General features: G+C 38.4%; 27 protein-coding genes and 1 tRNA gene. 20 read left to right on the plus strand and 8 right to left on the minus strand.

Annotation, left to right across the window (positions count from 1 at the left end):
* Window positions 1-163: 163 nt before the first annotated feature.
* Complete coding sequence (locus OQ289_RS06205) at window positions 164-1,432, minus strand: chloride channel protein (protein WP_270089875.1); 1,269 nt, start codon at window positions 1,430-1,432, stop codon at window positions 164-166.
* Between the two features lie 446 nt (window positions 1,433-1,878).
* Here OQ289_RS06205 and OQ289_RS06210 point away from each other — a divergent pair, with 446 nt between their 5' ends.
* The 11 genes from OQ289_RS06210 to OQ289_RS06260 all read left to right on the plus strand — a co-directional run bounded on the left by OQ289_RS06210 (window position 1,879) and on the right by OQ289_RS06260 (window position 11,416).
* On the plus strand, window positions 1,879-2,388 hold the full coding sequence (locus OQ289_RS06210; RefSeq protein ID WP_270089876.1) for a GNAT family N-acetyltransferase: 510 nt from the start codon (window positions 1,879-1,881) through the stop codon (window positions 2,386-2,388).
* Between the two features lie 250 nt (window positions 2,389-2,638).
* On the plus strand, window positions 2,639-3,256 hold the full coding sequence (locus OQ289_RS06215; RefSeq protein WP_270089877.1) for a hypothetical protein: 618 nt from the start codon (window positions 2,639-2,641) through the stop codon (window positions 3,254-3,256).
* A gap of 54 nt (window positions 3,257-3,310) precedes the next feature.
* Window positions 3,311-3,604, plus strand: coding sequence for a hypothetical protein (locus tag OQ289_RS06220; protein WP_270089878.1), 294 nt, complete (start codon window positions 3,311-3,313; stop codon window positions 3,602-3,604).
* Window positions 3,605-4,410: 806 nt separating this feature from the next.
* Entirely contained in the window at window positions 4,411-4,737 is a 327-nt protein-coding gene (locus OQ289_RS06225) for an ArsR/SmtB family transcription factor (RefSeq protein WP_033565179.1), read from the plus strand.
* Entirely contained in the window at window positions 4,734-5,705 is a 972-nt protein-coding gene (locus tag OQ289_RS06230; RefSeq protein ID WP_270089879.1) for an SRPBCC domain-containing protein, read from the plus strand. The genes OQ289_RS06225 and OQ289_RS06230 overlap by 4 nt, the downstream gene beginning before the upstream one ends.
* On the plus strand, window positions 5,702-6,337 hold the full coding sequence (locus tag OQ289_RS06235) for a DUF998 domain-containing protein (RefSeq protein WP_270089880.1): 636 nt from the start codon (window positions 5,702-5,704) through the stop codon (window positions 6,335-6,337). Before OQ289_RS06230 ends, OQ289_RS06235 begins: the two co-directional genes overlap by 4 nt.
* 8 nt (window positions 6,338-6,345) lie before the next feature.
* On the plus strand, window positions 6,346-6,744 hold the full coding sequence (locus OQ289_RS06240) for a DUF1801 domain-containing protein (protein WP_270089881.1): 399 nt from the start codon (window positions 6,346-6,348) through the stop codon (window positions 6,742-6,744).
* 923 nt (window positions 6,745-7,667) lie between these two features.
* A complete protein-coding gene (gene tnpA / locus OQ289_RS06245) occupies window positions 7,668-7,925 on the plus strand; it encodes an IS66 family insertion sequence element accessory protein TnpA (RefSeq protein ID WP_270089882.1) in 258 nt (85 codons plus the stop codon).
* Between the two features lie 220 nt (window positions 7,926-8,145).
* A complete protein-coding gene (locus tag OQ289_RS06250; protein ID WP_270089883.1) occupies window positions 8,146-9,561 on the plus strand; it encodes an aldehyde dehydrogenase family protein in 1,416 nt (471 codons plus the stop codon).
* 54 nt (window positions 9,562-9,615) lie between these two features.
* Window positions 9,616-10,434 carry a helix-turn-helix domain-containing protein gene (locus OQ289_RS06255; protein WP_270089884.1) on the plus strand — a complete coding sequence of 273 codons (819 nt, stop codon included), beginning with the start codon at window positions 9,616-9,618 and terminating at the stop codon, window positions 10,432-10,434.
* Between the two features lie 439 nt (window positions 10,435-10,873).
* Complete coding sequence (locus OQ289_RS06260) at window positions 10,874-11,416, plus strand: hypothetical protein (protein WP_270089885.1); 543 nt, start codon at window positions 10,874-10,876, stop codon at window positions 11,414-11,416.
* Window positions 11,417-11,504: 88 nt separating this feature from the next.
* On the opposite strand, the gene OQ289_RS06265 is transcribed toward OQ289_RS06260, so the two are convergent.
* Window positions 11,505-11,577: transfer RNA gene (locus tag OQ289_RS06265), tRNA-Lys, on the minus strand.
* A gap of 260 nt (window positions 11,578-11,837) precedes the next feature.
* On the opposite strand from OQ289_RS06265, the gene OQ289_RS06270 reads away from it, so the two are divergent.
* Window positions 11,838-12,512: a response regulator transcription factor gene (locus tag OQ289_RS06270; protein WP_270089886.1), complete on the plus strand. Its 675-nt coding sequence runs from the start codon at window positions 11,838-11,840 to the stop codon at window positions 12,510-12,512.
* The gene (gene porY, locus OQ289_RS06275) at window positions 12,509-13,783 is read left to right on the plus strand and encodes a sensor histidine kinase (RefSeq protein WP_270089887.1); all 1,275 of its coding nucleotides are present in this window, start codon (window positions 12,509-12,511) and stop codon (window positions 13,781-13,783) included. Before OQ289_RS06270 ends, porY begins: the two co-directional genes overlap by 4 nt.
* A gap of 27 nt (window positions 13,784-13,810) precedes the next feature.
* Here the strand turns inward: porY and OQ289_RS06280 are convergent, their stop codons facing one another.
* The 4 genes from OQ289_RS06280 to rpsF all read right to left on the minus strand — a co-directional run bounded on the left by OQ289_RS06280 (window position 13,811) and on the right by rpsF (window position 15,317).
* Window positions 13,811-14,104 (minus strand): hypothetical protein, encoded by a 294-nt coding sequence (locus OQ289_RS06280; protein WP_270089888.1) that lies wholly within the window; start codon window positions 14,102-14,104, stop codon window positions 13,811-13,813.
* 124 nt (window positions 14,105-14,228) lie between these two features.
* Window positions 14,229-14,672: a 50S ribosomal protein L9 gene (gene rplI, locus OQ289_RS06285; protein WP_033565172.1), complete on the minus strand. Its 444-nt coding sequence runs from the start codon at window positions 14,670-14,672 to the stop codon at window positions 14,229-14,231.
* A gap of 13 nt (window positions 14,673-14,685) precedes the next feature.
* Window positions 14,686-14,949: a 30S ribosomal protein S18 gene (gene rpsR / locus OQ289_RS06290; RefSeq protein ID WP_002998940.1), complete on the minus strand. Its 264-nt coding sequence runs from the start codon at window positions 14,947-14,949 to the stop codon at window positions 14,686-14,688.
* Window positions 14,949-15,317, minus strand: coding sequence for a 30S ribosomal protein S6 (rpsF, locus tag OQ289_RS06295; protein WP_033565375.1), 369 nt, complete (start codon window positions 15,315-15,317; stop codon window positions 14,949-14,951). Before rpsF ends, rpsR begins: the two co-directional genes overlap by 1 nt.
* A gap of 132 nt (window positions 15,318-15,449) precedes the next feature.
* On the opposite strand from rpsF, the gene OQ289_RS06300 reads away from it, so the two are divergent.
* Complete coding sequence (locus tag OQ289_RS06300) at window positions 15,450-16,349, plus strand: DUF4886 domain-containing protein (protein ID WP_270089889.1); 900 nt, start codon at window positions 15,450-15,452, stop codon at window positions 16,347-16,349.
* A 218-nt stretch (window positions 16,350-16,567) separates the two neighbouring features.
* Here OQ289_RS06300 and OQ289_RS06305 read toward each other — a convergent pair whose 3' ends face one another.
* Entirely contained in the window at window positions 16,568-17,221 is a 654-nt protein-coding gene (locus OQ289_RS06305; RefSeq protein ID WP_270089890.1) for a metal-dependent transcriptional regulator, read from the minus strand.
* A gap of 206 nt (window positions 17,222-17,427) precedes the next feature.
* On the opposite strand from OQ289_RS06305, the gene OQ289_RS06310 reads away from it, so the two are divergent.
* From OQ289_RS06310 to OQ289_RS06335, 6 genes are all read left to right on the plus strand, one after another.
* Window positions 17,428-18,243, plus strand: a complete 816-nt coding sequence (locus tag OQ289_RS06310; RefSeq protein ID WP_033565169.1) for a ZIP family metal transporter — start codon at window positions 17,428-17,430, stop codon at window positions 18,241-18,243.
* A gap of 179 nt (window positions 18,244-18,422) precedes the next feature.
* The gene (locus tag OQ289_RS06315) at window positions 18,423-19,139 is read left to right on the plus strand and encodes a 3-ketoacyl-ACP reductase (protein WP_270089891.1); all 717 of its coding nucleotides are present in this window, start codon (window positions 18,423-18,425) and stop codon (window positions 19,137-19,139) included.
* Window positions 19,140-19,304: 165 nt separating this feature from the next.
* Window positions 19,305-19,481, plus strand: a complete 177-nt coding sequence (locus OQ289_RS06320) for a hypothetical protein (RefSeq protein WP_156142835.1) — start codon at window positions 19,305-19,307, stop codon at window positions 19,479-19,481.
* A gap of 78 nt (window positions 19,482-19,559) precedes the next feature.
* A complete protein-coding gene (locus OQ289_RS06325; RefSeq protein ID WP_270089892.1) occupies window positions 19,560-19,919 on the plus strand; it encodes a hypothetical protein in 360 nt (119 codons plus the stop codon).
* A gap of 193 nt (window positions 19,920-20,112) precedes the next feature.
* Complete coding sequence (locus OQ289_RS06330) at window positions 20,113-22,386, plus strand: TonB-dependent receptor (protein ID WP_270089893.1); 2,274 nt, start codon at window positions 20,113-20,115, stop codon at window positions 22,384-22,386.
* Window positions 22,387-22,395: 9 nt separating this feature from the next.
* The gene (locus OQ289_RS06335) at window positions 22,396-22,857 is read left to right on the plus strand and encodes a thioredoxin family protein (protein WP_270089894.1); all 462 of its coding nucleotides are present in this window, start codon (window positions 22,396-22,398) and stop codon (window positions 22,855-22,857) included.
* Window positions 22,858-22,929: 72 nt separating this feature from the next.
* Here the strand turns inward: OQ289_RS06335 and OQ289_RS06340 are convergent, their stop codons facing one another.
* On the minus strand, window positions 22,930-24,399 hold the full coding sequence (locus OQ289_RS06340; RefSeq protein WP_270089895.1) for an efflux transporter outer membrane subunit: 1,470 nt from the start codon (window positions 24,397-24,399) through the stop codon (window positions 22,930-22,932).
* Between the last annotated feature and the right edge of the window lies 1 nt (window position 24,400).

Below are 24,400 nucleotides of genomic sequence, written 5' to 3' on the forward strand. Positions count from 1 at the left end.
GACCTTACAAATATATCTTTTGATTTTTAGTTTCGCAAATAAATAAGGTAAAAAAATATCCCAAAAACCTATAACTAAGCTTTATATCAATCCTTAAAGTCGTATTAGAGCGGTCTGTTAGTCTTTGGAAAGGTGTGTAGTGCGGAAAAGTGTTTGCCGCAGCTTAGACCAATTTAGGTTCTTTATAGGTGTATACGTTATAAGGGTACATCCATTTGACCAAGTATTTAGCGATTATACTGACGATGGCCAATGGTATGAATAAGATATATCCTCCTGGCGCGATACTGCAGATGAGAAAAATTGATGTCAATGGCGCATGTATGGCTGCTGACAGTGTTGCTGCGGCTCCAAAGAGCGCAAAGTTGAGTACGATCAGCTCGGTGCCCAAATAAGCATTGCACACTAGTGCGAATAAAATGCCAAGAAAGGCTCCTGCGACTATACTAGGGGCGAATACACCTCCATCTCCTCCTGCGCCCAATGTAAGTGAGGCTGCCAAGGGTTTTAGAATGACCAATAATAAAAGTGTAATACCAAAAGGAATGGATAGGGTCTCTTTTAGCCCCTGTTCAATTACTTGTTGTAAGCCGTGATAGCTATCTCCATACAAATACGGAAAAGCAAAAATCATAAGGCCCAAAGATAAAGCTCCAAGATTTACCCGGATAAAATTGTTCTCGATACCATTAAATACTTTTTTGATATGGATAACAATTTTGGTGAAGTATAAAGCCAATATTGCGGCCAATAGACTGAGACCTATCACATAAGGTAAAGCAGTCCAATGCCAGGTTTGAACGGTGAAAGGTAATAGTTTTTGACCCGCTATAAAATATCCAAAAAGGGTGGCCATTAGTACCGAACTCGTGCAGCTGATTAATATAGGTCTGCTGACTCGGCGAGCAATCACCTCAATGGCAAACAACCAACCTGCAATAGGGCTGCCAAACAACGTGGCGACTCCAGCCGCCACACCTGCGCAAATTAGTTCATTTTTATAAGCAAAGGCTATTTTCCCCTTTTTATAGACGATATTTCCGACGGTAGCAGTGGCTACTACGGTAGACACCTCTATTCCCGTTGATCCACCAAATATTACGGTTAAAAAGCCATTGAAGTAATGGGAAGGAATTTTAAAGATGGGCAGATGGTCTTTTCGAGTTTCTAAGGTGGTGTAGATTTCTTTTATACCTTTGTTCTGCCTTTTTTTGAAAGCATACTTCCTTAGGAAATAAATAACAGTGATGCCAATAGAAGGTAGGATTATATAGAATAGGGAAGAAATACTGCCTATCCCAACAAATATTTTATGCTGATAGCTTTCGGTGATATATTTTAATGAATCGGCAAGAAGGGTGCAGATTAAACCAATAAATAATGATGCTACAACTAGTTTAAGCGAGTTATATATTATAATTTTCGTTCTCATTTTTGAGTTCTATTCTTTAGTTGGAGAGAATACAAATGTATTGGATAATTGGCCGATATACAAATCCTTCTGTTCTGTATGTTGCTCTGGTACAGAATTCGAACCACTTATTGAAAGATTTAAGGCGATTGAACCCATTGAAAATCCGTTCCAATAAAGGTGTTTTGGATACGATTAATGCAAGTCAAAATAACCTTTTAGCCTGGAAATCCTAAAAAGACAGGAAGGGTGAAAAGATCGTATAATTTGAGGTTTCAGTGCTAGACTTAAAATTAAAAAAGCTTCAAGTACATCTATTTTGTAAAATAATCGTGCTCAATGTCGCTTACGAAGCTAAAATATAGTATATATAAGATATTATCCTACATCACTGAATTTATATGCTTTTGCACTGATTTATCAGGTTGTTTTGATTTTGGTCCTATATTTGATTTTTAAATAAAAGTATGAAGGGCATAAGTGAATTGGGTTATAAATTGGAACGTCTTATACCTTCGCAATGGCGAGATTATAAACGTATACGCTTGGAGGCTTTGCAAATGCATCCAGAGTTTTTTGGAAGTAGCTATGTAAAGGAGTCTACTTATGCGTTTGAGCATTGGATGACTTTACTCGAGGATAAGAATAGGGCTTTATTCGCCTTGCGACATGGAGAGCAGCTTGTAGGCCTGGCGGGAGTAGCGGTTAAAAAAGAGGACTTAGAAAAGGCATTGTTCTATTCTACCTTCATACGTGCTGAGCACCGCAGAAAGGGTTTGTCGGCGTTGTTTTACCAAGCACGAATCGACTGGGCTCGTCAAATGGGGTGCCGCGCTATTGTTGTTTCCCATAGGACCGGCAACGATGCGTCTGAAGCAGCAAATAGGCGTTTTGGCTTTTTATACATGGACGCCGAGGAGACGCTTTGGCCAGATGGCGAACGAGCGGAGGAATTACGCTATGTTTTAGAGCTGTAGGGACCTCATTAAATCTAACTAGAAAAGAACTAAATGAAATCTTGAAAAGAAAACCGTTAAATGGTTCTGTAGAGTCGGAAACGAGTTCTGGACAGATGGTCATCCGCTCTATTTTGGACTGGTTAAACAATATAAAGAGGAAGGGAATGAATATGAATTTTATATGGTAAAAATAATTGGTAAGTAGATGAGTGCTCTTAATGGCACGATTGAAGAGTTAGAAGACTAAGAATAAATTCCTGATATTGAAATGAAAAGACTAACCACTCTATTTCTGATTGCAGCATTATTTTTATTAGCCTGCGACAGCAAAACAGATAAGAAAATTACCGAAACACAGTCAACAACGGCAACTTGGATGAATGATAGTATAAATTTAGAAACAAATCATGGGCCCTCTACTGTTGAAACAGACGTGTTAGCAACCCTTCCTGTCAGGTATTTTCCGATCATTGACAGTACAAATTTCGACAATTTTGAGAAATCCGGTATACGCGACAAAGGTTTTCTGAAACGGATAAAGTTTGACCCCAGACGTAAAGATGCAACAAATTTCAGGCTACTCTATAAAATACCTTTTTCTGAAGGCTATACTGCCATGGTCGTTTCCTATCAATGCGGTGAACACGAGCTGTTCACAATATTGATTACAATAGATAAGGACAACAAAATAATCGACAAACTGGAAATTGCTTACGATGAGATTGCCGAATCCGCATTCGGGAAAGCGAGTAAAATAGAAAAAGACAAAATAGTGGTAACAAGCGCTAATTGGATGAGCGAAGAACCTATTTTTGATGCCGAAACGTACATTATACAAATCAATGGTAAGTTTAAAAAAATGCAAGCCGATCGCATGCAGGAATAAAATGGCGCGGTAGAAAAAATATACATCCCATAAATTTTGAAATTTTTAAAACTGATGCCAACAAATCTAAAAATTATATCACATGAATTGATGGACAAGGAATATCTTCGGCTCTATGTTGTGTCCGGGAGCCAGCCGTGCGGTACTATCGATCTAATTTCCGAAAAGATCAATTTTAATATTGTCGGCAAATATTTCTTTAAGGGGATGAGCGCTATTAAGAATATCGCATTGAAGCATAGTGAAGAGAGGTTAGTTTTTAAATTTGGGAATAGCAAGAGCTTATCGGTTGGTTGTGACATGACAGCGTTTACAGCGGTCAGTATGCATATAAAATCTTTTCAGTAGGTGGCGATGAAAATTATAAAAATGCACCGGGGCTATGTTGAAGTCGAAATAGACGGATACGACCTAAGGATAACAGGTGAAGCTATGTTGCCTAAATTGCCACCTGAACTATCGGAATATGTCCTTTTTAAAATACCTTGAGTTGGGCAAATACATATATTCACCTGGATATCGACGAAGAAGTACTTTTCTCGTTTTTGAGCAGCGAATTTTTTGAACGAAGCCTACTTTTAATTATTGAATAAAATTTGATTAGAAACTGTTTAAAAATAAGCGGGTGATCATATAATAAAATAGAAGCTGACTATTCTTATAAAAATATATCCACCAGGGACGAAGCAGCTATTGGTCAATTCAGGGATTATAAAGGACAAACTTTGGCTGAAATCTGGAAATCTCCAAGGTTCAGTCTGCATTTTTTTCACGACACAGCGGGCAGTCTGTCCTTTCAGCAGCGATGTTTCTGTTGCTCCTTATTTTTTTACAATTGTGATTACACCGCAAATAGGAACTTGCAATTCAATCTATACTGAAATAGAAAATGAATAGTAGAATCGACGATACATGTTCTGTTTGTCTATGGCCAACAATGAAGCCCTAATTTTGAATATGTTAATTCGGATATTTAAGGAGTGCTACCATTAGCCGAACCTTTGGGGTATCGACTAACCAGATCAATTATGATTAGTGAAATCATTGCGCTGTCAGCGTGTTTTAGATTCCGTGTAAAAAAAATATAAATATACTTTGCGCAATCAAATGATTGCAGTTATATTTGCAATCAATTAGTTGCGAATAATTAAACAATGAATAAAAGAAGAGACATATTTCAAGCCATAGCTGATCCTACTAGACGGGCCATTATTATGTTGCTAGCTGTTGGGGCAATGACACCAAATGCTATAGCAGAACATTTCGATAGCAGCCGACAAGCCATATCCAAACATTTACAAATCCTCACTTCATGTGAAATCGTAAAACAGGAACAGCAGGGGAGGCAGATACAATACCACCTAAATGCAGATAAAATGAAAGAAGTCGAAAAATGGTTAGAGCAATTCAAATTACTTCTTTCGAAACGATTTGAGCAGCTTGATGAAGTATTAAAACAATTAAAATCCGATATACAATGAAGAAATCAGTTTTATTCGACTTTATTGTCGACAAGGAAAATAACAAAATCAATGTCGAGAGATCTTTTGACGCTCCCGTTGACTTAGTGTGGGCAGCTTGGACAGAGGCAGATATTTTAGACAGATGGTGGGCTCCAAAACCGTATCAAGCAGTCACAAAATCATTGAATTTTGCTGAAGGTGGCCAGTGGCATTATTATATGTTAAGCCCTGAAGGAGAAAAGCATTGGTGTGTTTTTGATTATGAAGTAATTAGACCCTTGAAATTTTATGGCGGTAGTGATGCTTTTTGTGATGAAAATGCGGTTGTAAACGACAGCAAGCCACGAGTTAAGTGGGAAAATGGTTTTACCGCTAATGACAATCAAACCGTAGTAAACATCCAGTTACAATTTGAGACCCTTGAAGACTTGCATGCCATTATTGAGATGGGATTCAAAGAAGGATTTACAGCAGGTCTGGAAAACTTGGATCAATATATCGCCGCACAATTTTATCTCCGACAACAAAACAAACCTAACAATCAACCAAGAGTGACTACTTATGTGAATTTTCCGGGCAATACGGAAGAAGCATTTTTGTTTTACAAATCAGTTTTCAAAACAGAATTTTCGGGAAAAGGCATTCAACGTTTCGGTGATATTCCTGCCGAAGCCGGTCATCCGGCAGTTGCAGAAAATATAAAGAAAATGGTTTTGCATGTAGAGCTTCCGCTTCTAGGTGGGCATGTATTAATGGGTACAGATGCACCTAAAGAAATGGGGTTTACACTTACCAAAGGGAACAATATGCACATTTGCCTAGAACCTGCAACGAGAGAAGAGGCCAAACGACTTTTTGATGAACTATCGAATGGTGGAACTATCACCATGCCTTTACAGGATATGTTTTTCGGAGCCTACTTTGGCGAGTTTTCTGATAAATTTGGAATCAACTGGATGATTAATTTTCAAAACACTAAGCAATGAACAAATTAAACGTCACAAAATTTAGTGCTGTTGGATTTATATTAATTCTATTACTGCTGCACTTCCTTAACTCGTCAGTGAATCCCAATTGGCAACCTATTAGTGAATACGCATTAGGCAATTTCGGTTGGTTAATGAATTTGGCTTTTATTTTATTTGGGGTATCATTTGTTTTTTTGGGTATTGCAATATTTCAAAAATTACCAAATATCAGTGCAAAGATTGGAGCTGTTCTATTAATTTTATCATCAATTGGTAACTTCATTGCTGGTTTTTTTAATACAGATCCTATTACCACAAAGCCAGATAACATATCAACTAGTGGAGAGGTTCATAGTATTGCGGCTAGCTTTTTGGGATTTATGATTTTAGCCACTATATTTATAACAATACAATTTTATAAACAAAATTCGCTGAAACCATACAAAAAACCAATGTTGATTATGACTGTTATGCTTTGGGTTTCAGAACTAACACTAGTTGGTTTTATGGGGTATTATTTAAGTGAAACTAACGGAATGATTTCTGAAGAAACACCAATAGGTTGGTATGGAAGGATTGTTGTGATACTATGTGCAATTTGGTGCTATATGTGTGCCAATAACATCCGAAAAAGCGAACTTTCAATTTAGATGATGCCATGAATAAAATAGAACAATTCATCGAGGAAAAAATTAAACCCGAATTCAGACCTATTTTCTTAAATTTCAGAACATTGGTTCAGAACAAATTCCCGTTTATACAAGAGGAAATGCGAGGAGGGACAGAAAAATACTATGGTGTACCAGTTTACCGAAACAACAAGATTATAGTTACTGTCAGCCCAACACAGAAAGGCATCACATTCTCATTTACCGAAGGCAAAAAAATGAAAGATAAGTTCGGAAAGTTAGAAGGAGTTGGTAATAAATCGTTAAACTTAAGAATTACAAGTTTGAAAAATTATTCGGACGCAATGCTTGAATATTATATTATGCAAGCGATTGAAATTGACTCTGTTGAAGTAAAGAACAAAGTGGCAGAGGGTAAAAAAATATAGAATAAAGCAGTATTCACAAGGGGAGATGCACGAGGTTTTCTTTTTAAAGCAGTAGGTCCGAACTTTCTATTAGTAGGTTCCATTTAAGGTATTTATAAAGCCTCTAAGAGTGAAAGGATGCTTTCAGAAAATGCCTCAAAAGGGAGAAACGCATATTATAACTACTACCAATGTAGCTCCCCCTGCGGTACAAGGTGTAAGGCAGAAATCGCAAATAAAGCTTTTGTAGAACAATTACGGTATTTATCACCAAAGGCAGATTTGGTAGATGTCTTTATTGAACGTTTGTAAGCGATTTCATTATGCCAAACGAAAGCCCAAAGCAGTGAAAGAAAAGGTCCCAAGAAGTGACTCCGCTGGGATTGGTTCAGTCCCACAATCCCCAAACACCGTCCTGAACCTTCTCCGAATTGAACCCGGCCGACTCTTCTGTTCTTACCCTATTGGATACAAAAAAAGCCCAATCTTTCGATTGAGCTTTTCTTGTGAACCCACTGGTACAGAACTCGAACCATCTATTGGACGATTTGCGAAGATTGAATCAGCTAAAAGATATACGACTTCAAATTAACGAAGATGAAAAAGTTAAATCTAACAGCGAAAAAAAAGTGCTTTTTAAGCATGCTGACAACTAGATTGCTATTGTTATTCTAGCACTAAATATAGGAGGTGTCTTTATGCTAGCTACCTTACCTTTTTATCAATAATCATATTTTCTAAGAATTTAGGCGAATGTTTGTTATATTCAAGAAAACTGAGTAGTTCACGTAAATTTATAAATGGATGCCACTTGTTTTTACACGATTCAACAATAATTTTCTCAAAAGTTGACTGTAGTTCTTCGCCGACATGGTCTGCTAAGATTATGTAATCTTCCCCGAATTTAGCTAGGATTATTAAAGTAGTTTTATAATTTATGGATAATGAGAAAAAGTAAATTTAGCGAGTCGCAAATCATCAAGATTTTATCACTTCAAGAGTCAGGTCAATCTGTTTCTGACATTTGCCGAGAGAATGGTATCAGTCAGGGTACATTCTATTCCTGGCGGAGTAAATATTCAGGAATGGAAGCATCCCAATTGAAGCAACTCAAGGACAATCTGCCTACAGTTACATGGCTGAACCGGTTGCTGGCTACAAGCTCAGTTACTAGCTCTGGGGAGCAGGCATCCTGTTCTTAATGTGTTAGCTATGCGGGATTTTACATATAATCAGTTGTTTCTTATATGGCGATGCCTGATCCGCCTTGACCGTTTTTCGATCAGATGATCAGACGTTCACTTAATTGAGCTTGTTGCACGAATTATTTATTTGGACGTCTCAGCAGGTAAAATTGAACTTTTCAACAAACGAACTGCTACTTAAGCTCGATATCTTTGCTTTATCAAAAGCAAAGATAAAATGAAAGTAATCGATAAAATTTATGTGAATGGGGTTTTTATAAAACCAGAGGGAACAGATTTTTTTAATCTTGTAAACCCCGTTAATCAGGAGTTGTTAGGTAAAGTGGTAATGGCTAATAAATCAGATACTCGAAAGGCTATTGCAGCAGCAAAAAAAGCGCTAGAAGGCTTTTCCTTAACCACAGCATCTCAACGGGTTGGATATTTAAATAAACTACACAAAGCTGTCGAAAAGCGCAAAGCCATCTTAGTAGATACCATGGTGCTTGAATTTGGTGGACCAAGGCAATTTTCTAGTGCCATTGTAGATGCCGCTCTAAATGCAATTGGAGCGATGACTAAAGTGGCTGAGAACTTCAAATTTGAGGAGACTGACCACTTAACAACGGTTCGCATGCAACCGGTCGGTGTTGTTGGTATTATTACGCCATGGAACGCAAGCTACATGTTTATTCTGAACAAACTAGCAACCGCTGTCGCGGCCGGTTGTACAGTAGTTATAAAACCCAGTGAGATGAGTGCCATGCAAACGGAAATAGTGCTAGAGGCTATTGATGAAGTCGGTTTTCCGCCCGGTGTAGTGAATGTGTTAAATGGTTATGGCAATGAAGTTGGAGAAGAACTAAGTCTTAATAAGGACGTCAATAAAATTTCATTCACAGGTTCTACCGTCGTTGGGAAAGCAATTTCACAAAAGGCGGTTGATACCATGAAAAGAATCACCTTAGAATTAGGAGGGAAATCTCCAAATATCATTTTGGATGATGCCAACTTTGAAGAAGCTTTGGTCAGGTCTTTGTATTTAGGTTTATCAAATTCTGGACAAATATGTACGGCTGCGACACGAATTTTAGTTCCCGAAAATAAAATAGATTTGGTAAAAGAGATTATAAAGGAAAAGATCTCAATTTTTAAAGCTGATTTGCCGAATGATCCTAACACCGTTGTGGGACCGTTGGTAAGTGTTAAGCAATACGAGAGAGTCCAAGAATATATTCAAATAGGAATAAATGAAGGGGCTGAAGTCCTAGTTGGAGGTTTGGGGCATCCTGAAGGATTTGAAAGTGGTAACTTCGTCAAACCTACTATTTTTGTAAATGTCAATAATAAAATGCGCGTTGCTCAAGAAGAAATTTTTGGCCCTGTATTGTGCATCATAACCTACAAAACTGTAGAGGAAGCCATAACCATTGCAAATGATACGGCGTACGGTCTAGCGGCTTATGTTCAAGGTGAAGATAGAGATAGAATCAATCAAGTAGTGAATCAAATAGACGCAGGGTATATTACTGTTAATGCGGCTAATCCTGACCCATTAGCTCCATTTGGTGGGTTCAAGCAATCCGGTATCGGTCGAGAATTTGGCAAGCCAGGACTATCAGCCTACTTAGAAATAAAAACAATTTTAAGATAAAAAAAAAGCAACTTTGTAATGAAGTTGCTTTTTTTTTATCTTATACACATGCTTATGTATCCATTACCTGACAATCGTACGAATTTCACATCTTGTCTTTCAGATATTATAGATGATGGAGAGGAGTTTATAAATGACCATTATTTTACATTTCAGACGTCAGGATCGTTATTAATTAAAGAAGAAGACACACAGCATTATTTTTCGCAGGGCGACTTCCGTTTGAGCAAAAGAAATAGCCTCGCTAAATTTCAAAAAATCGAACATAACGGACAGCGGTTTGAATCGATTCATATTTGTTTGGATCAGAATAGTTTGAAGGAGGTCTATGAGTCTTTTAGAGTTGAAGTTAATCCACATAAGTTTAAGAATAAAAGTGTAATACCTATCTCTTCCCACAACCTGTACGTGAACTTCATTCAGTCGTATCGTGTTTATCTAAATCTCTTACCAAAAGATCGCCTGCAGTTTATGAGTTTAAAAGTAAAAGAGATTATCTTTCTCTTACTATACCTAAATCCGGAGTTGAAAGATGTCTTGTTTAATTTTAGCGCGCCAGATAAAATAGACTTAGAAGCATTTATGAATAAGAATTTCCAGTATAATATTCCGCTAAATCGATTCGCTTATCTAACTGGGAGGAGTTTGAGTACATTTAAACGTGATTTTGAGAAGATATTTAAAGAGTCGCCCAGCAAATGGTTGTTAGATCGACGTTTATACGAGGCTCGATTCCTAATTGCGGAAAAAGGTCTAAAGCCGAAAGATTTTTACCTCGAAATAGGTTTCGAGAACCTATCGCATTTTTCATATGCATACAAGAAGAAGTTTAACGTTACACCTTTACAAATCAGATCTTCATTGGAGAGCTGAAAAATGTGATCCGCCAGCTGGCGGATAGTCCGCGTCTCTCTCCATCTCCGTGATTTAGTTCGCAAAGAAGTTGGCGACACCTTTTGAGAAATTATTATAAACGAAAAAGCAGATCTTTTGATTTGTCTTTTTTATGATCCCGCAGCTGTAGAATTTGAGCCCTGTGTGTCAAGGATTGAGCTGATTAGCCAGTTAATAGCTCCTACTGCAATACGTATGTTGGTCGGAAAAATGATAGTTCCGTGTTGTTGCTTGCCGCTTAGAGGCTTTCTGAAATGCCCTAAGTGCGAAAGGATGTTGACAGGAAGTGCCTCAAAGGGGAAAGGGGAACTATTATAATTATTACCATTGCAGTTCCTCCTGCGGTACAAGGTTTAAGGCAGAAGCCGCTAATGAAGCTTTTGTAAAACAACTACGGTATCTATCCCCAAAGGCTGGTATGGTAGATGTTTTTATTGAAGCCTTTATAAACGATTTCAATAAGCAAACGAAAGCTCAAAACAGTGATAGAGCTAATATCATAAAAGAGATTGATACGCTGAACAAACGCTACCAAAATGCACTTCTAAAGAATGCTGACGGAGAGATGGACTATGACGATTTTAAGGAAGTAAAGAAGTTAACTAAGGGTAGGATTGAGAAATTGGAGAAGCAATTGAATGACTTAGCTTCGGTAGGTACTGAAATTAGAGACTTGGTAGCTTCGGCTTTAAAAAAAGTCGCAAACATTGATAGACGCTATGAAAACGGCGATATTGAAGAAAAAAGGGTAGTATTGAGTTCGATGTTCCCCGATTTCTTGGTATTTGATGGAACTCAACATCGAACTCCGAAGATAAATTCCGCAATATTGCTTATGTATCAGAATACCAGTAAATTACAAGGCAAAAAAAATGGGACAAGTCTATCGTTTTTAGACTTGTCCCAAGATGTGATCCCGCTGGGATTGGTTCGTTCCCACAATCCCCAAACACTGTCCTGAACCTTCTCCGAATCGAACCCGGCCGACTCTTCTGTTCTTACCCTATTGGATACAAAAAAAGCCCAATCTTTCGATTGAGCTTTTCTTGTGATCCCGCTGGGATTCGAACCCAGGACCCATACATTAAAAGTGTATTGCTCTACCAGCTGAGCTACGGAATCCTTTCTTTTTGTAGGAATTAATTCCGTTTTTGAAAGTGATGCAAAGGTAGGTATTTTGTTCAAAAATGCAAATTATAAAAGTGCTAAAAAAGTGAAAATGACTGAACGTATTCATTTTTAGTGAATTATTTTTTGGGATTGATTGTTGTGGTTTTGCTATCTTGACGAGATTACCGTTTCTTTCCAGAATTAAACCTTTATTTTTGCTGTTGTTGGATGTGTGTGGTTATTTTGGGATATCACTGAAAAAGAAAAACAAAATGAAAATACTAATCGTGGAGGATGAGATTGAATTACAGAAAAGCGTACAACAATTTTTGATAGATGAGCAGTATGTCGTGGAGGTTGCATCGGATTTTTATTCGGCTACAGAAAAAATCAATCTTTATGAGTACGATTGTATCCTGTTGGATATTTCATTGCCGGGGGGGAGTGGGTTGGATCTATTGGCGCAGCTGCAACATAAGCAGGAGCATAATGTTATCATTATCTCGGCAAAGGATTCCATAGATGACAAAATCGAGGGATTGAATCTTGGTGCTGATGATTATCTAACTAAACCTTTTCATTTGGCTGAACTCAATGCACGAATCAAAGCCGTATTGAGAAGGAAGCAGTTAGCGGGTAGCCAAGAGATGATTCTCAATAATGTGAAGGTGGATTTTGATGCTCGGACGGTGTGTGTCAGGGAGGAGAATTTGCATTTGAATCGTAAGGAATTTGATGTGTTTTCCTTTTTTGTCCTTAATAAAAATAAACTGGTGACCAAGACTTCTTTGGCCGAGCATGTGTGGGGTGATAATTCTGACAATGCAGATAACTTGGACTTCATCTATTCGCAGATTAAGAATATTCGTAAGAAGTTAAAAGATAGCCACGCTGAAGTCGAAATTCAGGCAGTGTATGGTGTGGGCTACAAAATGATTGTTTTATGAGGCTTTTGAACTTGACGATGTTGTATCTTTCAGGGGCACTGTTGTTGATATTAAGTGTTTGGGCCATCGTGTTTTATGTTGATATGATGGATGAAGTATATGACAGCCTGGACGATGGACTGGAAAATCATAAAATGCTCATTATACATAGGGCGAAAGAAGATCAGATGGTGTATCAAAAAAAGGATTTTGCAGAGAGTAATTATAGACTCACACCTGTAGATCCTGAGGTCGCCATAAATGGGTTTGAAACCTATTCGGATACGTCTATGTATATGGTTAATGAAGAAGATTTTGAGATAGTGAGGATGTTGACGACCTATTTTCAAGATAATGACGGACAATACTATAAATTGCAGGTCATTTCTTCTATGGTAGAAGAGGATGATTTAATTAGTAGCTTGTTATATTCCATTATTACACTATTTGTGGTGGTGTTGGTCTCTATTTTTGTTATCAATAAGTTAATCTTGAGTAGGGTATGGCGTCCGTTTTACCAATTAAAGAATGAGCTTAGTCGTTTTAAACTAGGGAAAGATAACAGCTTTATGGCACCTCAGACAAGTGTTGTTGAATTTAAGGAGTTGAACTTAGCGATTGATAAGTTATTGAAAGAGAATACGGAGGTCTATGACAAGCAAAAGAGTTTTATTGAGAACGCATCACATGAGCTTCAGACACCTCTAGCAATCTCCCAATCTAAGGTAGAAATGTTGCTGCCTGATTTTGAAGAGAATGAAAAAGTCTTGAACCAGTTGTCAGATATTCTTGTCCAGTTGGATCGCATGAAACGATTAAATAAGACGTTATTACTGTTGACAAAAATAGAGAATCGTCAGTTTAGGGAATATGCATCTATAGACTTTAATTTACTGTGGAAAGATCAAATTGAAGCTTTTAAGGAGTTGTTGCAACATAAAAGTATAGCTATCCATATAGAAGAGAAAGGGCAATTGAGCTGTCAATTTAATCCCGACTTGGCAGCAATGCTGGTTTCTAATCTTTTGAAGAACGCTATGGTACATAATGTGTATGGTGGACTCATTAAGGTGTGTGTGGGGGAAAATCGGTTTACAATAGCTAATACAGGGAATAATAGTGCATTGGATGCTAAATCTATTTTTGATAGATTTTATAAAGATGTTGAAAACCAGCAGTCTACAGGTCTTGGGCTTGCTATTGTAAAATCGATAGTGGAGCAGGAGCAAGGGAAGGTGGTCTATCAATATCAGAATGATATGCATACGTTCGAGGTTGTCTTTGAACGATAGCTTCTCTTCTGACCGTCGAGTAGACACTTAATCGTTGCGAAGGTATTCTTCGTCCTCCTGGCTAATAGAAGTTGGAGCAGGCGTTAGTATGGGAGAGTCGGAGTTAACCGTATAGCTTGAAGGGTGTTGGTCTTTTTTTCGTCTCGGACGACCTAGAAGTAGGCCTACAATTACACCTATTAAAAAGAATATAGCCAGAATAGCAAGTTTAGAAATATTGTAGTTTCCAAATACCCAAAAGGTTACCTCTTCAGTGTTTTTCATGAGAATAATGGTCAGTAAGACCGTGAGTATAAGGAGTACAATTGTTTTTGGGCGCATATCGTAGTTCTGAGACGCAAACTTAGAGAAACTTTTTTTGATATGAAAGTTTATGGGAGGGACACGGACATAAAAAAGGGGATAACATTGTTATCCCCTTTTATTTTGAATATTGTAAATGCTATTATTCAGCAACCACTTCAAAAGGAACTTGAACTTTAACTTCTTTGTGTAGGTTCAAGTTGGCGATGTATTCACCAACCAATTTAGGTTCAGTTTCGAAAGTGATGCGACGGCGATCTACGTCAAAACCTTGAGCTTTCAATGCATCAGCAATTTGGATGCTGTTTACTTTTCCAAAGATTTTGCCAGATTCACCAGCTTTAGCACCAATTGTCAACTTAATTGCTTCCAATTTAGTTGCTAATTCTGTCGCGTCTTTTTTAATTTTCTCTTGTTTGAACTGTGCTTGTTTAATGTTCTCAGCCAACACTTTCTTTGCAGAAGGAGTTGCTAAAGTAGCCAAACCTTGAGGAATTAAGTAGTTACGACCGTAACCTGGTTTTACGACGACCACATCGTCTTTTTCACCTAGGTGTTTGATATCATGTTTTAAAATAATTTCCATGTCGTAATTCTCCTTATTTTAATGAGTCAGTAACGTAAGGCAACAAACCAATGTGACGAGCACGTTTTACAGCTTGAGCAACTTTACGTTGGAATTTCAATGAAGTACCAGTAAGACGACGAGGTAAGATTTTACCTTGGTCATTCACAAATTTCAAAAGGAAATTAGCGTCTTTATAGTCGATGTATTTGATTCCGTTCTTTTTGAAACGGCAATATTTTTTACGGTTGTCCTCTACTTTAGGAGCAGTTACGTATTGGATGTTTTCGTTTGCCATTATTTTGCTACCTCCTCAGTTTTAGTTTCTGCTTTCTTATTGAATGCACCGCTACGTTTTTTCTCGCTGTATGCAATGGCGTGTTTGTCTAACGAAATCGTTAGGAAACGCATTACGCGTTCATCACGTCTGTATTCAATTTCAAGTTTTCTGATTAATTCACCTGGAGCCTTGAATTCAGTTAAGTGATAGAATCCAGTTGTTTTTTTTTCAATTGGATACGCTAATTTTCTCAAACCCCAATTGTCTTCAGCGACAATCTCGGCTCCGCCTTCTGTTAAGATGTTTTTGAATTTTGCGACGATTTCTTTCGCAACATCTTCAGAAAGCAACGGGGTAAGAATGATTACAGATTCGTACTGTTGCATTTTGTTAATTATTTTTGTTAATTTATATTCTCCGCACTTACGGAAGTGCAAAGGTATAAAATTGTTTTTATTCATGAAAGAAAAAAATGGATATTACTAAGGGTGTATAAATATTTGATAACTTTACAATCTATGAAACGAATCAACTATTATATACTTACGTTACTGACCGTCTGTTTTTTAGGAAGCTTTCAGTCAGAGGTGCTTGCGCAACGAAATCCTTTGGATGATGGAGTTGTGCGTATTTTGGCGATTGGGAACAGTTTTTCGGAAGATGCCATTGAGAATTATTTGTATGACCTTGCCAAAGCTGAGGGGAAATCTATGGTGATTGGGAATCTTTATATAGGCGGTGCGCCGTTGAGTTTGCATCTTAAAAATGTGGAAGAGAATAAAGGCGCGTACAACTACCGAAAGACGGGAGTAAATGGGCAAAAGACGGCTGCCACTGATGTCAAAATAGCGGATGCTTTACTCGATGAACAATGGGATTATATTAGCTTTCAACAGGCGAGCCCTTTGTCGGGGATGTATGATAGCTATGCAGCCTCACTGCCCAAGCTATTTGAATACGTACGTGGAAAAGTACAATATCCACAAACACAATATGTACTTCATCAAACCTGGGCCTATCAACAAGATAGCAAGCATGATGGGTTTCTTAACTATGGTAAAGACCAAATGAAGATGTATAACGCGATTGTAGAGACTTCCAAACAGGCATTCAGATTGGTTCCTTTTGATTTGCTAGTGCCTTCAGGTACAGCGATCCAGAATGCTAGAACAAGTTTCATTGGTGATCATTTCACTAGGGATGGTTACCATTTGCAGTTAGATTATGGACGATTTACAGCAGCTTGTACGTGGTATGAAACGTTATTCGGGATGGATGTCCGTAAAAATAAATATAAACCTTTGACTGTCAAGGGAGTCCAATCTGAAATCGCAAAGGAGGCGGCCCACAACGCCGTGCAACATCCATTCCGTGTGATTCAGTTGGCTGCTTTTCAGATTATGGATATAAGTCATTAAGGATATTCCCGTCCTTAATTTTTATGAATTAGTTAAATAAATCGAGATTGTTCTATCCGTTGGAGGATAGGTCGTAATGCAATTGTAGTGCTTGTGAAGGAATATAAAATGTGCCCTATGAGCTGGAGTTGCTTGCGCTTATCAGTACAACATAAGAAACCCCATTTCTCTTAAATCTTAGCAGATGAATTAGAATATGGGGACTGAGGGGCTTATGGTCAATGTAGGATTAGTAGTTTTTCACATACTATTGAACTGAATACTTCTTCTATTTGACCGTTGATGGATACTGTCATGTTGCCATCAAAAGTCTCTTTGCCAATTATTTTTATTTGCGCACCTAATTGTATGTTTTTTGAATTGAGGTATTGCAGAAATGCTTCGCTCGAATCACTGATGGCCATCAATACGACTTCGGTATTTAGGTGGGCAGTGGAAAGGGCTTTATACTTCGGTATAGCGACTTTGCCGTGGATGTCCGGTATAGGGGAGCCATGAGGGTCAAACTTGGGATAGCCTAATAGTTCGTCCATTTTCTCAAATAGTTTTGGCGACTGGATATGTTCGATTTGTTCAGCTATGGCATGTACCTCTTCCCAGCCAAATCCCATCTTTTGGAAAAGAAACATTTCGGTCAAGCGGTGTTTACGAAGAATCATAGCGGCTTCTTTTTTGCCTAATTTTGTTAGCTTCAGTGGTTTGTAGCTTTCGTAATGGACTAGACCTTTTTCTGAGAACTTCTTAATCATACCATTGACAGTGGGCATCTTGAGGTCCAGTCGTTTACTTAACTCATTGATGCTCACCTCTCCTTGGTCGTTTTCCAAAGATAGTATCGCTTTTAAATAGTTCTCCTCAACAGCTGAATACATAAATTCAAAATTATAAAAAATGTAAATGATTTGAAAGTTTATAGTTAGTTATTTTGAAAACATTTTGTTAGTCTAAGCTAACTTTTTATATTTGCATAATCTAATAAATTAAATTGCAGAATTTAAATCAATGTTGGAATTGGCGCAATGTAGGTATTAGGGGCTCGCAAATGTAAAATGATATTTAAATTTATTAATGACAAGATATGGATGCTTTGATTGATTATCTTTCTACGGTTGACCCTGTTCTGGCAGCATTATATGCTGGACTTTTTACTTGGGGGGTGACTGCATTAGGCTCTTCTTTTGTCTTTCTCTTTAAAGAGATTAATCCGAAATTGTTGAACGGCATGTTGGGCTTTACGGGAGGGGTGATGGTTGCCGCTAGTTTTTGGAGTTTGCTGACCCCTGCAATCGAGATGAGCAAAGGAGAAGGGTTTGAAAAAGTGCTTCCATCGGCTATAGGATTTTTGCTTGGTGCTTTTTTTATATTCGGATTGGACAAGTTGATGCCTCATCTCCATATCAATTTTAAACGAACGGAAGGTCCAAAATCTTCCCTTCAGCGTACGACATTGCTTACTATCGCTATTGCGCTGCACAATATCCCAGAAGGGCTTGCTGTGGGAGTGCTATTTGGAGGTGTGGCTAGTGGTATCCCAGAGGCTAGTATTGCTGGAGCGGTGCTGTTGGCTATTGGAATAGGGTTGCAAAATTTTCCAGAGGGTGTAGCGGTGTCGATGCCTTTGAGGAGGATGGGATTGTCTAGGTGGAAAAGTTTCAATTATGGACAGCTTTCTGCAATCGTTGAGCCTATTTTTGCTGTGTTGGGTGCTTTGGCTGTTGGTTTTTTTATGCCTATCTTGCCTTATGCACTTTCCTTTGCTGCTGGGGCTATGATTTTTGTGGTGGTAGAGGAAGTCATTCCCGAGACACAACAACAAAAGCACTCGGATATCCCCATTATGGGGTTTATTATAGGGTTTGTCGTCATGATGGTGCTGGACGTTGCCTTGTCATGATCGATAATATGACGGTTTGTTCATCTTAAATTTAACGAAAAGAAAAAGACATTTGCTAAATTTAAGGTGTCATAGCGGTGGGATTAAAGAGTGGGAGGGATGTTGGAGACGACCTATTTATAGTCGAAAGTTGGATTGTTTAATTTTGCGTTTATTTATAACAGTAATATCAATAGAATATGGAAAATCTACATCATAAAAAGGCCATTGTAACAGGTGGTGGAAGAGGACTTGGTAAGGCAACAGCAGTTGCTTTGGCTAAGGAGGGAGTATCGGTTGCCGTAACAGGACGTAATGAAGCGAATTTGATTCAGACTGTGAGGGAGCTGGAGACGTTGGGTGTAAAAGCAACATATGGTGTGTTTGATGTTGCGGATAAAGAGCAGGTTGCTTCGGTTGTTCCTAAATTAATTGAAGAATTGGGTGGGATTGATATTTTAATCAATAATGCTGGTATTGCAGAGTTTGGCTCATTTTTGGAAATGGATTCAGCGCGTTGGGAGCAGATTTTGATGACCAATGTGATGGGAATATATCACGTGACCTATGCCGTATTACCTCATTTGGTGGCTAATAACAGTGGAGATATTGTTAATGTGAGTTCGACCGCAGGACTATCCGGTAGTCCGGGGACATCGGCTTATTCAGCATCCAAGTTTGCGGTAATAGGACTTTCGGAGTCTCTAATGAAAGAAGTTCGAAAAAATAATATTCGTGTATGCACATTGATGCCGAGTACGATTGCGTCAGATATGTCTATCGATTTAGGACTTACTGATGGGGATCCTGAAAAGGTCTTACAGCCTGCTGATTTCGCTGAGCTAATCATCGCAAATCTCAAACTGCCGAGAAGGGCATTGTTGAAATCTGCTTCTCTGTGGTCCACCAATCCTTAAAACAAAAGCCCATCGTAGACGATGGGCTTTTGTTTTAAGGAGGTGTAGGGACTAGTCAATAGTTCAGGAATTTTCTTACTTGTGTATGTTAGTTTTAGGAATAATAAATTGTTAGGTTAGGCTAACTTTTCGTATATTTGCTTATTCAAATTTGTAAAGAATGATATGGAATATGTAATTGAATTGTTGGAAAGAGAGCGGAAGAGTTTGGAACGAGGTGTCAGAGATCAGGATTTGATGCATAAAAATATGAATCAGGCCACCTTGCAGTTGAAGTACATCAACGAACTTAAAAGAGCTGTGAAAATATTAAAAGGGAAATCCACCGCAAATATCCGTTAGTCCAGTACGGTATAGAAATTATTTAATATTAAAAATTGGAATAGTTTATTATTTTTGAAATTCATTTAGATATTAACCTTGAAACTGCAACGATATAGAAATGTACTCGCGTATGGCATGAGCATCTGGTTCATGGTGACGGTATTTTCTGGTGCAGTATTCACCCACAAAGAAGTGACATCAACAGGCGAGATTGTTATCCACAATCACCCATATGATTTCACTTCGAAGAAAAAAGATCATCACCATAAGACAGATGATGAAATCCAATTCCTGAATGTTATTTTTTGTCAGGTATTTACCTCTACGGATTTTGTTACGTTTCAGGCGCCTATACGCTCGGTTTTTGACATACATCGAGATGTGCAATATGTGTTGTCTTTTGCTAGTCACACTGTCTCTCACCAATTTCTTCGTGGCCCACCCACGTTTTGTTAATTATATTGGTTCATGGGGTTTTAGAAAGATTGCAGTAGCTCTTACAAACTGTTATTTGTATTCTTTTCTGATTGGGAGGGTCATGTCGCTATTAGGCGGATGCTGTTATGGTATCTTGAAAGTAGCGTAGACAGACCTTGGCTGACCTCATTTTTATCTATTGTTAACATACTATATTAAAGAAATTTCTTTTATGAAAATTATTCGTAACGGACTACTAATGGTCTGTTCTATGCTATACACATCTGTTTTATTAGCACAATCTATATCTGGGAAAATTACAAATGAAGACGGAGAACCGATTGCTGGCGCTTCGATTCAAATCCATAAAACGACATTAGGAGCTTCCTCTGATGCCGAAGGCCAATATGCGGTTAAAAATATCGCAAATGGAACTTGGACAGTGAGGGTAAAAGCCATTGGTTATATCAATACGGAAGCGAAATTGACAATTACTGGTAAAGATCAGAATAAGGATTTTGTTCTCGCTTCTAATAGTTCTTCTCTTGACGAAGTAGTTGTCTCAGGAACGATGAAGGAAGTTTCTAAGTTGGATAGTCCTGTTCCCGTGGAGGTCTACACCTCCAGATTTTTTAAAGCTAATCCTACTCCTTCAATTTTTGAATCTTTACAAAATATCAATGGGGTAAGACCTCAATTGAACTGTAATATCTGTAACACCGGCGATATCCATATCAATGGATTGGAGGGGCCTTATACAATGGTGATGATTGATGGAATGCCGATTGTATCAGGACTTTCTACGGTATATGGACTTAGTGGAATTCCGCAATCGCTTATTGATCGTGTTGAAATTGTCAAAGGACCGGCCTCGACATTGTACGGAAGTGAAGCTGTCGGTGGCCTGATCAACATCATCACCAAGAATCCTAAGAATGCACCCCTGCTTTCTGCGGATGTGTTTGGCACTACATGGGGAGAAATCAATGCAGATATAGCCGGTAAATTCAATGTGGGTAAATCTGCACAGTCTTTGATCGGTGTAAGTACATTTAATTACGCTAACCCGATTGATAATAACCATGATAACTTTACAGACGTGACGCTCCAAAGTCGGGTATCCGTATTCAATAAATGGAACTTTAATCGAAAAGACAATAAAGTTTTTTCATTGGCGGGACGCTATGTCTATGAGGATAGATGGGGAGGGGAGATGAATTGGTCTAAAAAGTACAGGGGAGGGAGTGATGTGTATGGAGAAAGTATCTATACCAAACGTTGGGAGTTTTTTGGTACATATGATTTGCCAATTAAAGAAAAGGTATCTATCATGTTCAGTGTCAATGGGCATAATCAGAATAGCTATTATGGGAATCAATCATTTATGGCGGATCAATATATAGGATTTTTACAAACTACCTGGAATAAGACTATTAAAAATCATGATATCTTGACAGGAGTAGCTTATCGATATACTTATTACAATGATAATACTGTAGCTACAGAATTAGAGGCCTCTAAAATTAGTTTGCCAGGCCTATTTGTGCAGGATGAAATTTCTCTTAATGAGCAGAATAAGCTGTTGGTAGGTGCGCGATATGATTACAACTCTTTACATGGGAGTATCCTTACCCCTCGAATCAACTACAAATGGAATTCAAAGGATAAATCCGATGTGTTGCGTTTAGGGATTGGAAATGGATATCGCGTAGCAAATATCTTTACGGAAGATCATGCAGCTCTCACCGGAGCGCGTAAAGTGATTTTTGAAGAGGATCTGAACCCGGAGACTTCCTGGAATGCAAACTTGAACTATGTAAAGAAATTTTATTCTAGCGGAGGCTCGGTTTTTGGGTTGGATGCAACGGCGTTCTATACGTATTTTAATAACAAGATTATCCCAGACTATGAAACGAATGTAAACGAAATCCGATATTCTAACCTAGATGGACATGCGGTTTCTAAAGGATTGACCTTAAACGCGGATGCATCTCTTACCAATGGATTGAAAATATTGATAGGAGCGACGCTTATGGATGTGTATAGTGAGGAAAAGGGTGAAAAAATTGAGCAAATGTTGACTGAAAAATTTATGGGAACGTGGAGTATTGGCTATACCATCCGTCATCTAGGGATAACAGTTGACTATACAGGGAATCTATATGGTCCGATGCGACTTCCTCTACTTGGCGACCTGGATCCAAGACCAAGTAAGTCTCCATGGTGGAGCATTCAGAACATCCAATTAACTAAAGCATTTTCTAACGGGATAGAGATATTTGGGGGTGTAAAGAATTTATTGAATTGGACTCCTGGGAAAAATGCAGCTTTCCTTATTGCGAGAGCTGAAGACCCGTTTGACAAAAATGTTCAATGGGATTCTTCAGGTAATCCTATTCCAACACCAGATAATCCATATGCGTTAACATTTGACCCCAACTACGTATATGCACCTAATCAGGGTATTAGAGGGTTTTTGGGATTCCGCTACAATTTATTTAAATAGGAGGAAATTATGCGTTTTGTTTACTTGCTATCTTTTTTGTTGTTGTGGATTGCTCCGCTAAATATATTGGCTCAGGAGGAGATGCTATCTATTCAGGAATTACAGGATAGTATGGAAAACGACCCTAAGCCGGTATTGTTGTTACTGCATACGGATTGGTGCAGCTATTGTGCACTTCAAAAAAAGCAGCTTGGTAAGCGTAAGAACAAATTGAAAGATGTGTATGTGGCGTCCTTTGATGCCGAGAGCAATGATGACATAAATTTTAAGGGACAAATCTACGGATATTTACCTCATGGAAATAGGAGTGGAATACATGCTTTGGCACTCAAACTGATGGGAGAGAAGTCGAAAGGATATCCAACATGGGTGTTATTGGACAGGGAGATGAATGTAGTGGAACACTATGCTGGATATCTGAAGCCTAAAGAATTGGATTTTATTGCGAAACAATTGGTGATGAGGGAGTAGTGACGTTTTTAGATGGCCAGGAAAAAGAAAGTCCCATCTGTTGCTGATGCAGCAAATGGGATTTTCTATATATTAGTCTTTCCAGCCTCCACCCAAAGAACGGTAGAGGTCAACGTAAGATTCTAGATGTTGCTGTCTTAATTCTACTAAATCTAGTTCACTGCTCAAGGCATTGCTTTGTGCGGTGATGACTTCTAGATAGGTTGCATAGCCGCTTCTAAATAGTAGGTTTGAATTGCGTACTGCGAGTGCGGAATTTGCTACTCTATTTTTAGCAAATTCTAGTTGTTCGCGTTGTTTCTCTACTGTGATAATTGAATTGGAAACTTCACTGACAGCCTCTAAAACGGTTTGTTGTAATGTCAGGTCGGCCTTTTCTCGTTCTAATTTGGCGACTTCATGGTTTGTTTTAAGAGTCTTGTTTTTAAATATTGGGGTGGCCAAATCACCTGTAATACCACCCAATAAGGCACCGGGGATATTGAACCAATTTTTGGGCAACATAGCATTCACACCCAGGGATCCACCAATAGAGAGGGTGGGGTATTTCAAGGCCTGTTGGATATTTGCGTTAGCGTTGGCGGCGATAAGCCCAAACTCAGCACTTCGTATATCTGGTCTATTGCGTATAATTTCCAATGGCGAACCTAAGGATATGTCTTGATTTTCGGCAATCAGATGTTCGAAGCTGTTAATCCGTTGCACATGTGCTGGCATTTGCCCTGTTAGGGTTCTCAATGCATTTTCTTGAATGGCAATTTCTTTCTCTAATTCGGGCACGAGTGATGCGGCTAGCAATCTTTGGGATTCTGTTTGTTGGATTGCTAATGCTGTAATTTCCCCAGCCTCATACTGAAGTTTGATCATCCGGAGTGTACTGTCGTTGAGCTGTACATTGCGTTTGGCTACTTCAATCTTTGCATCAAGCATCAATAGATTGAAGTATCCTTTGGCAATGCTCGATATGAGGTTAGTTTGTACAGCATTTCTTGCTTCATGGGTATCAAGATATTCGGCCATAAGCTGGTCGCGTTGACTGGATATTTTGCCCCAAATATCCAGTTCCCAACTGAAACGGACCTCAGTACCGAATTGGGAAAGATAGGTAAACATGTTTTCGGAAGCTTCTTTTTGATGCCTATCATACCATTTTGTTGACGGGCCACTTCCAAATTCCTTGGAACGCCACTGCTTATTGGCACTAGCAATTGTAGCATCGACGGTGGGTAGGTAGTTTGCTCGGTTTTGCAGCAGTTGAAGATTTGCAATCCGCGTATTCAGAAGTGCGGTCTTTATATCGTAATTATTGGAGATACCACTGTCTATCAGCGCAAGTAAGGTGGAGTCATGAAAAAAATCTTTCCATGCAATTTGGCTGATACTGGTTGTGTCTCCAAAGTAGTCTAAAGTATCTCCTCGAAATTGACTAGGGAGATGAAGGTCTGGGCGCGTATATTTCTCTCCGACTTTGCAACTCTGTACACCAATCAGTATGAGGCAGAATGAGAGAATGAGATTATATTTATTTTTTTTAAGTTTCATC

The organism is Sphingobacterium sp. SYP-B4668 (assembly GCF_027627455.1).
Lineage (GTDB): Bacteria > Bacteroidota > Bacteroidia > Sphingobacteriales > Sphingobacteriaceae > Sphingobacterium.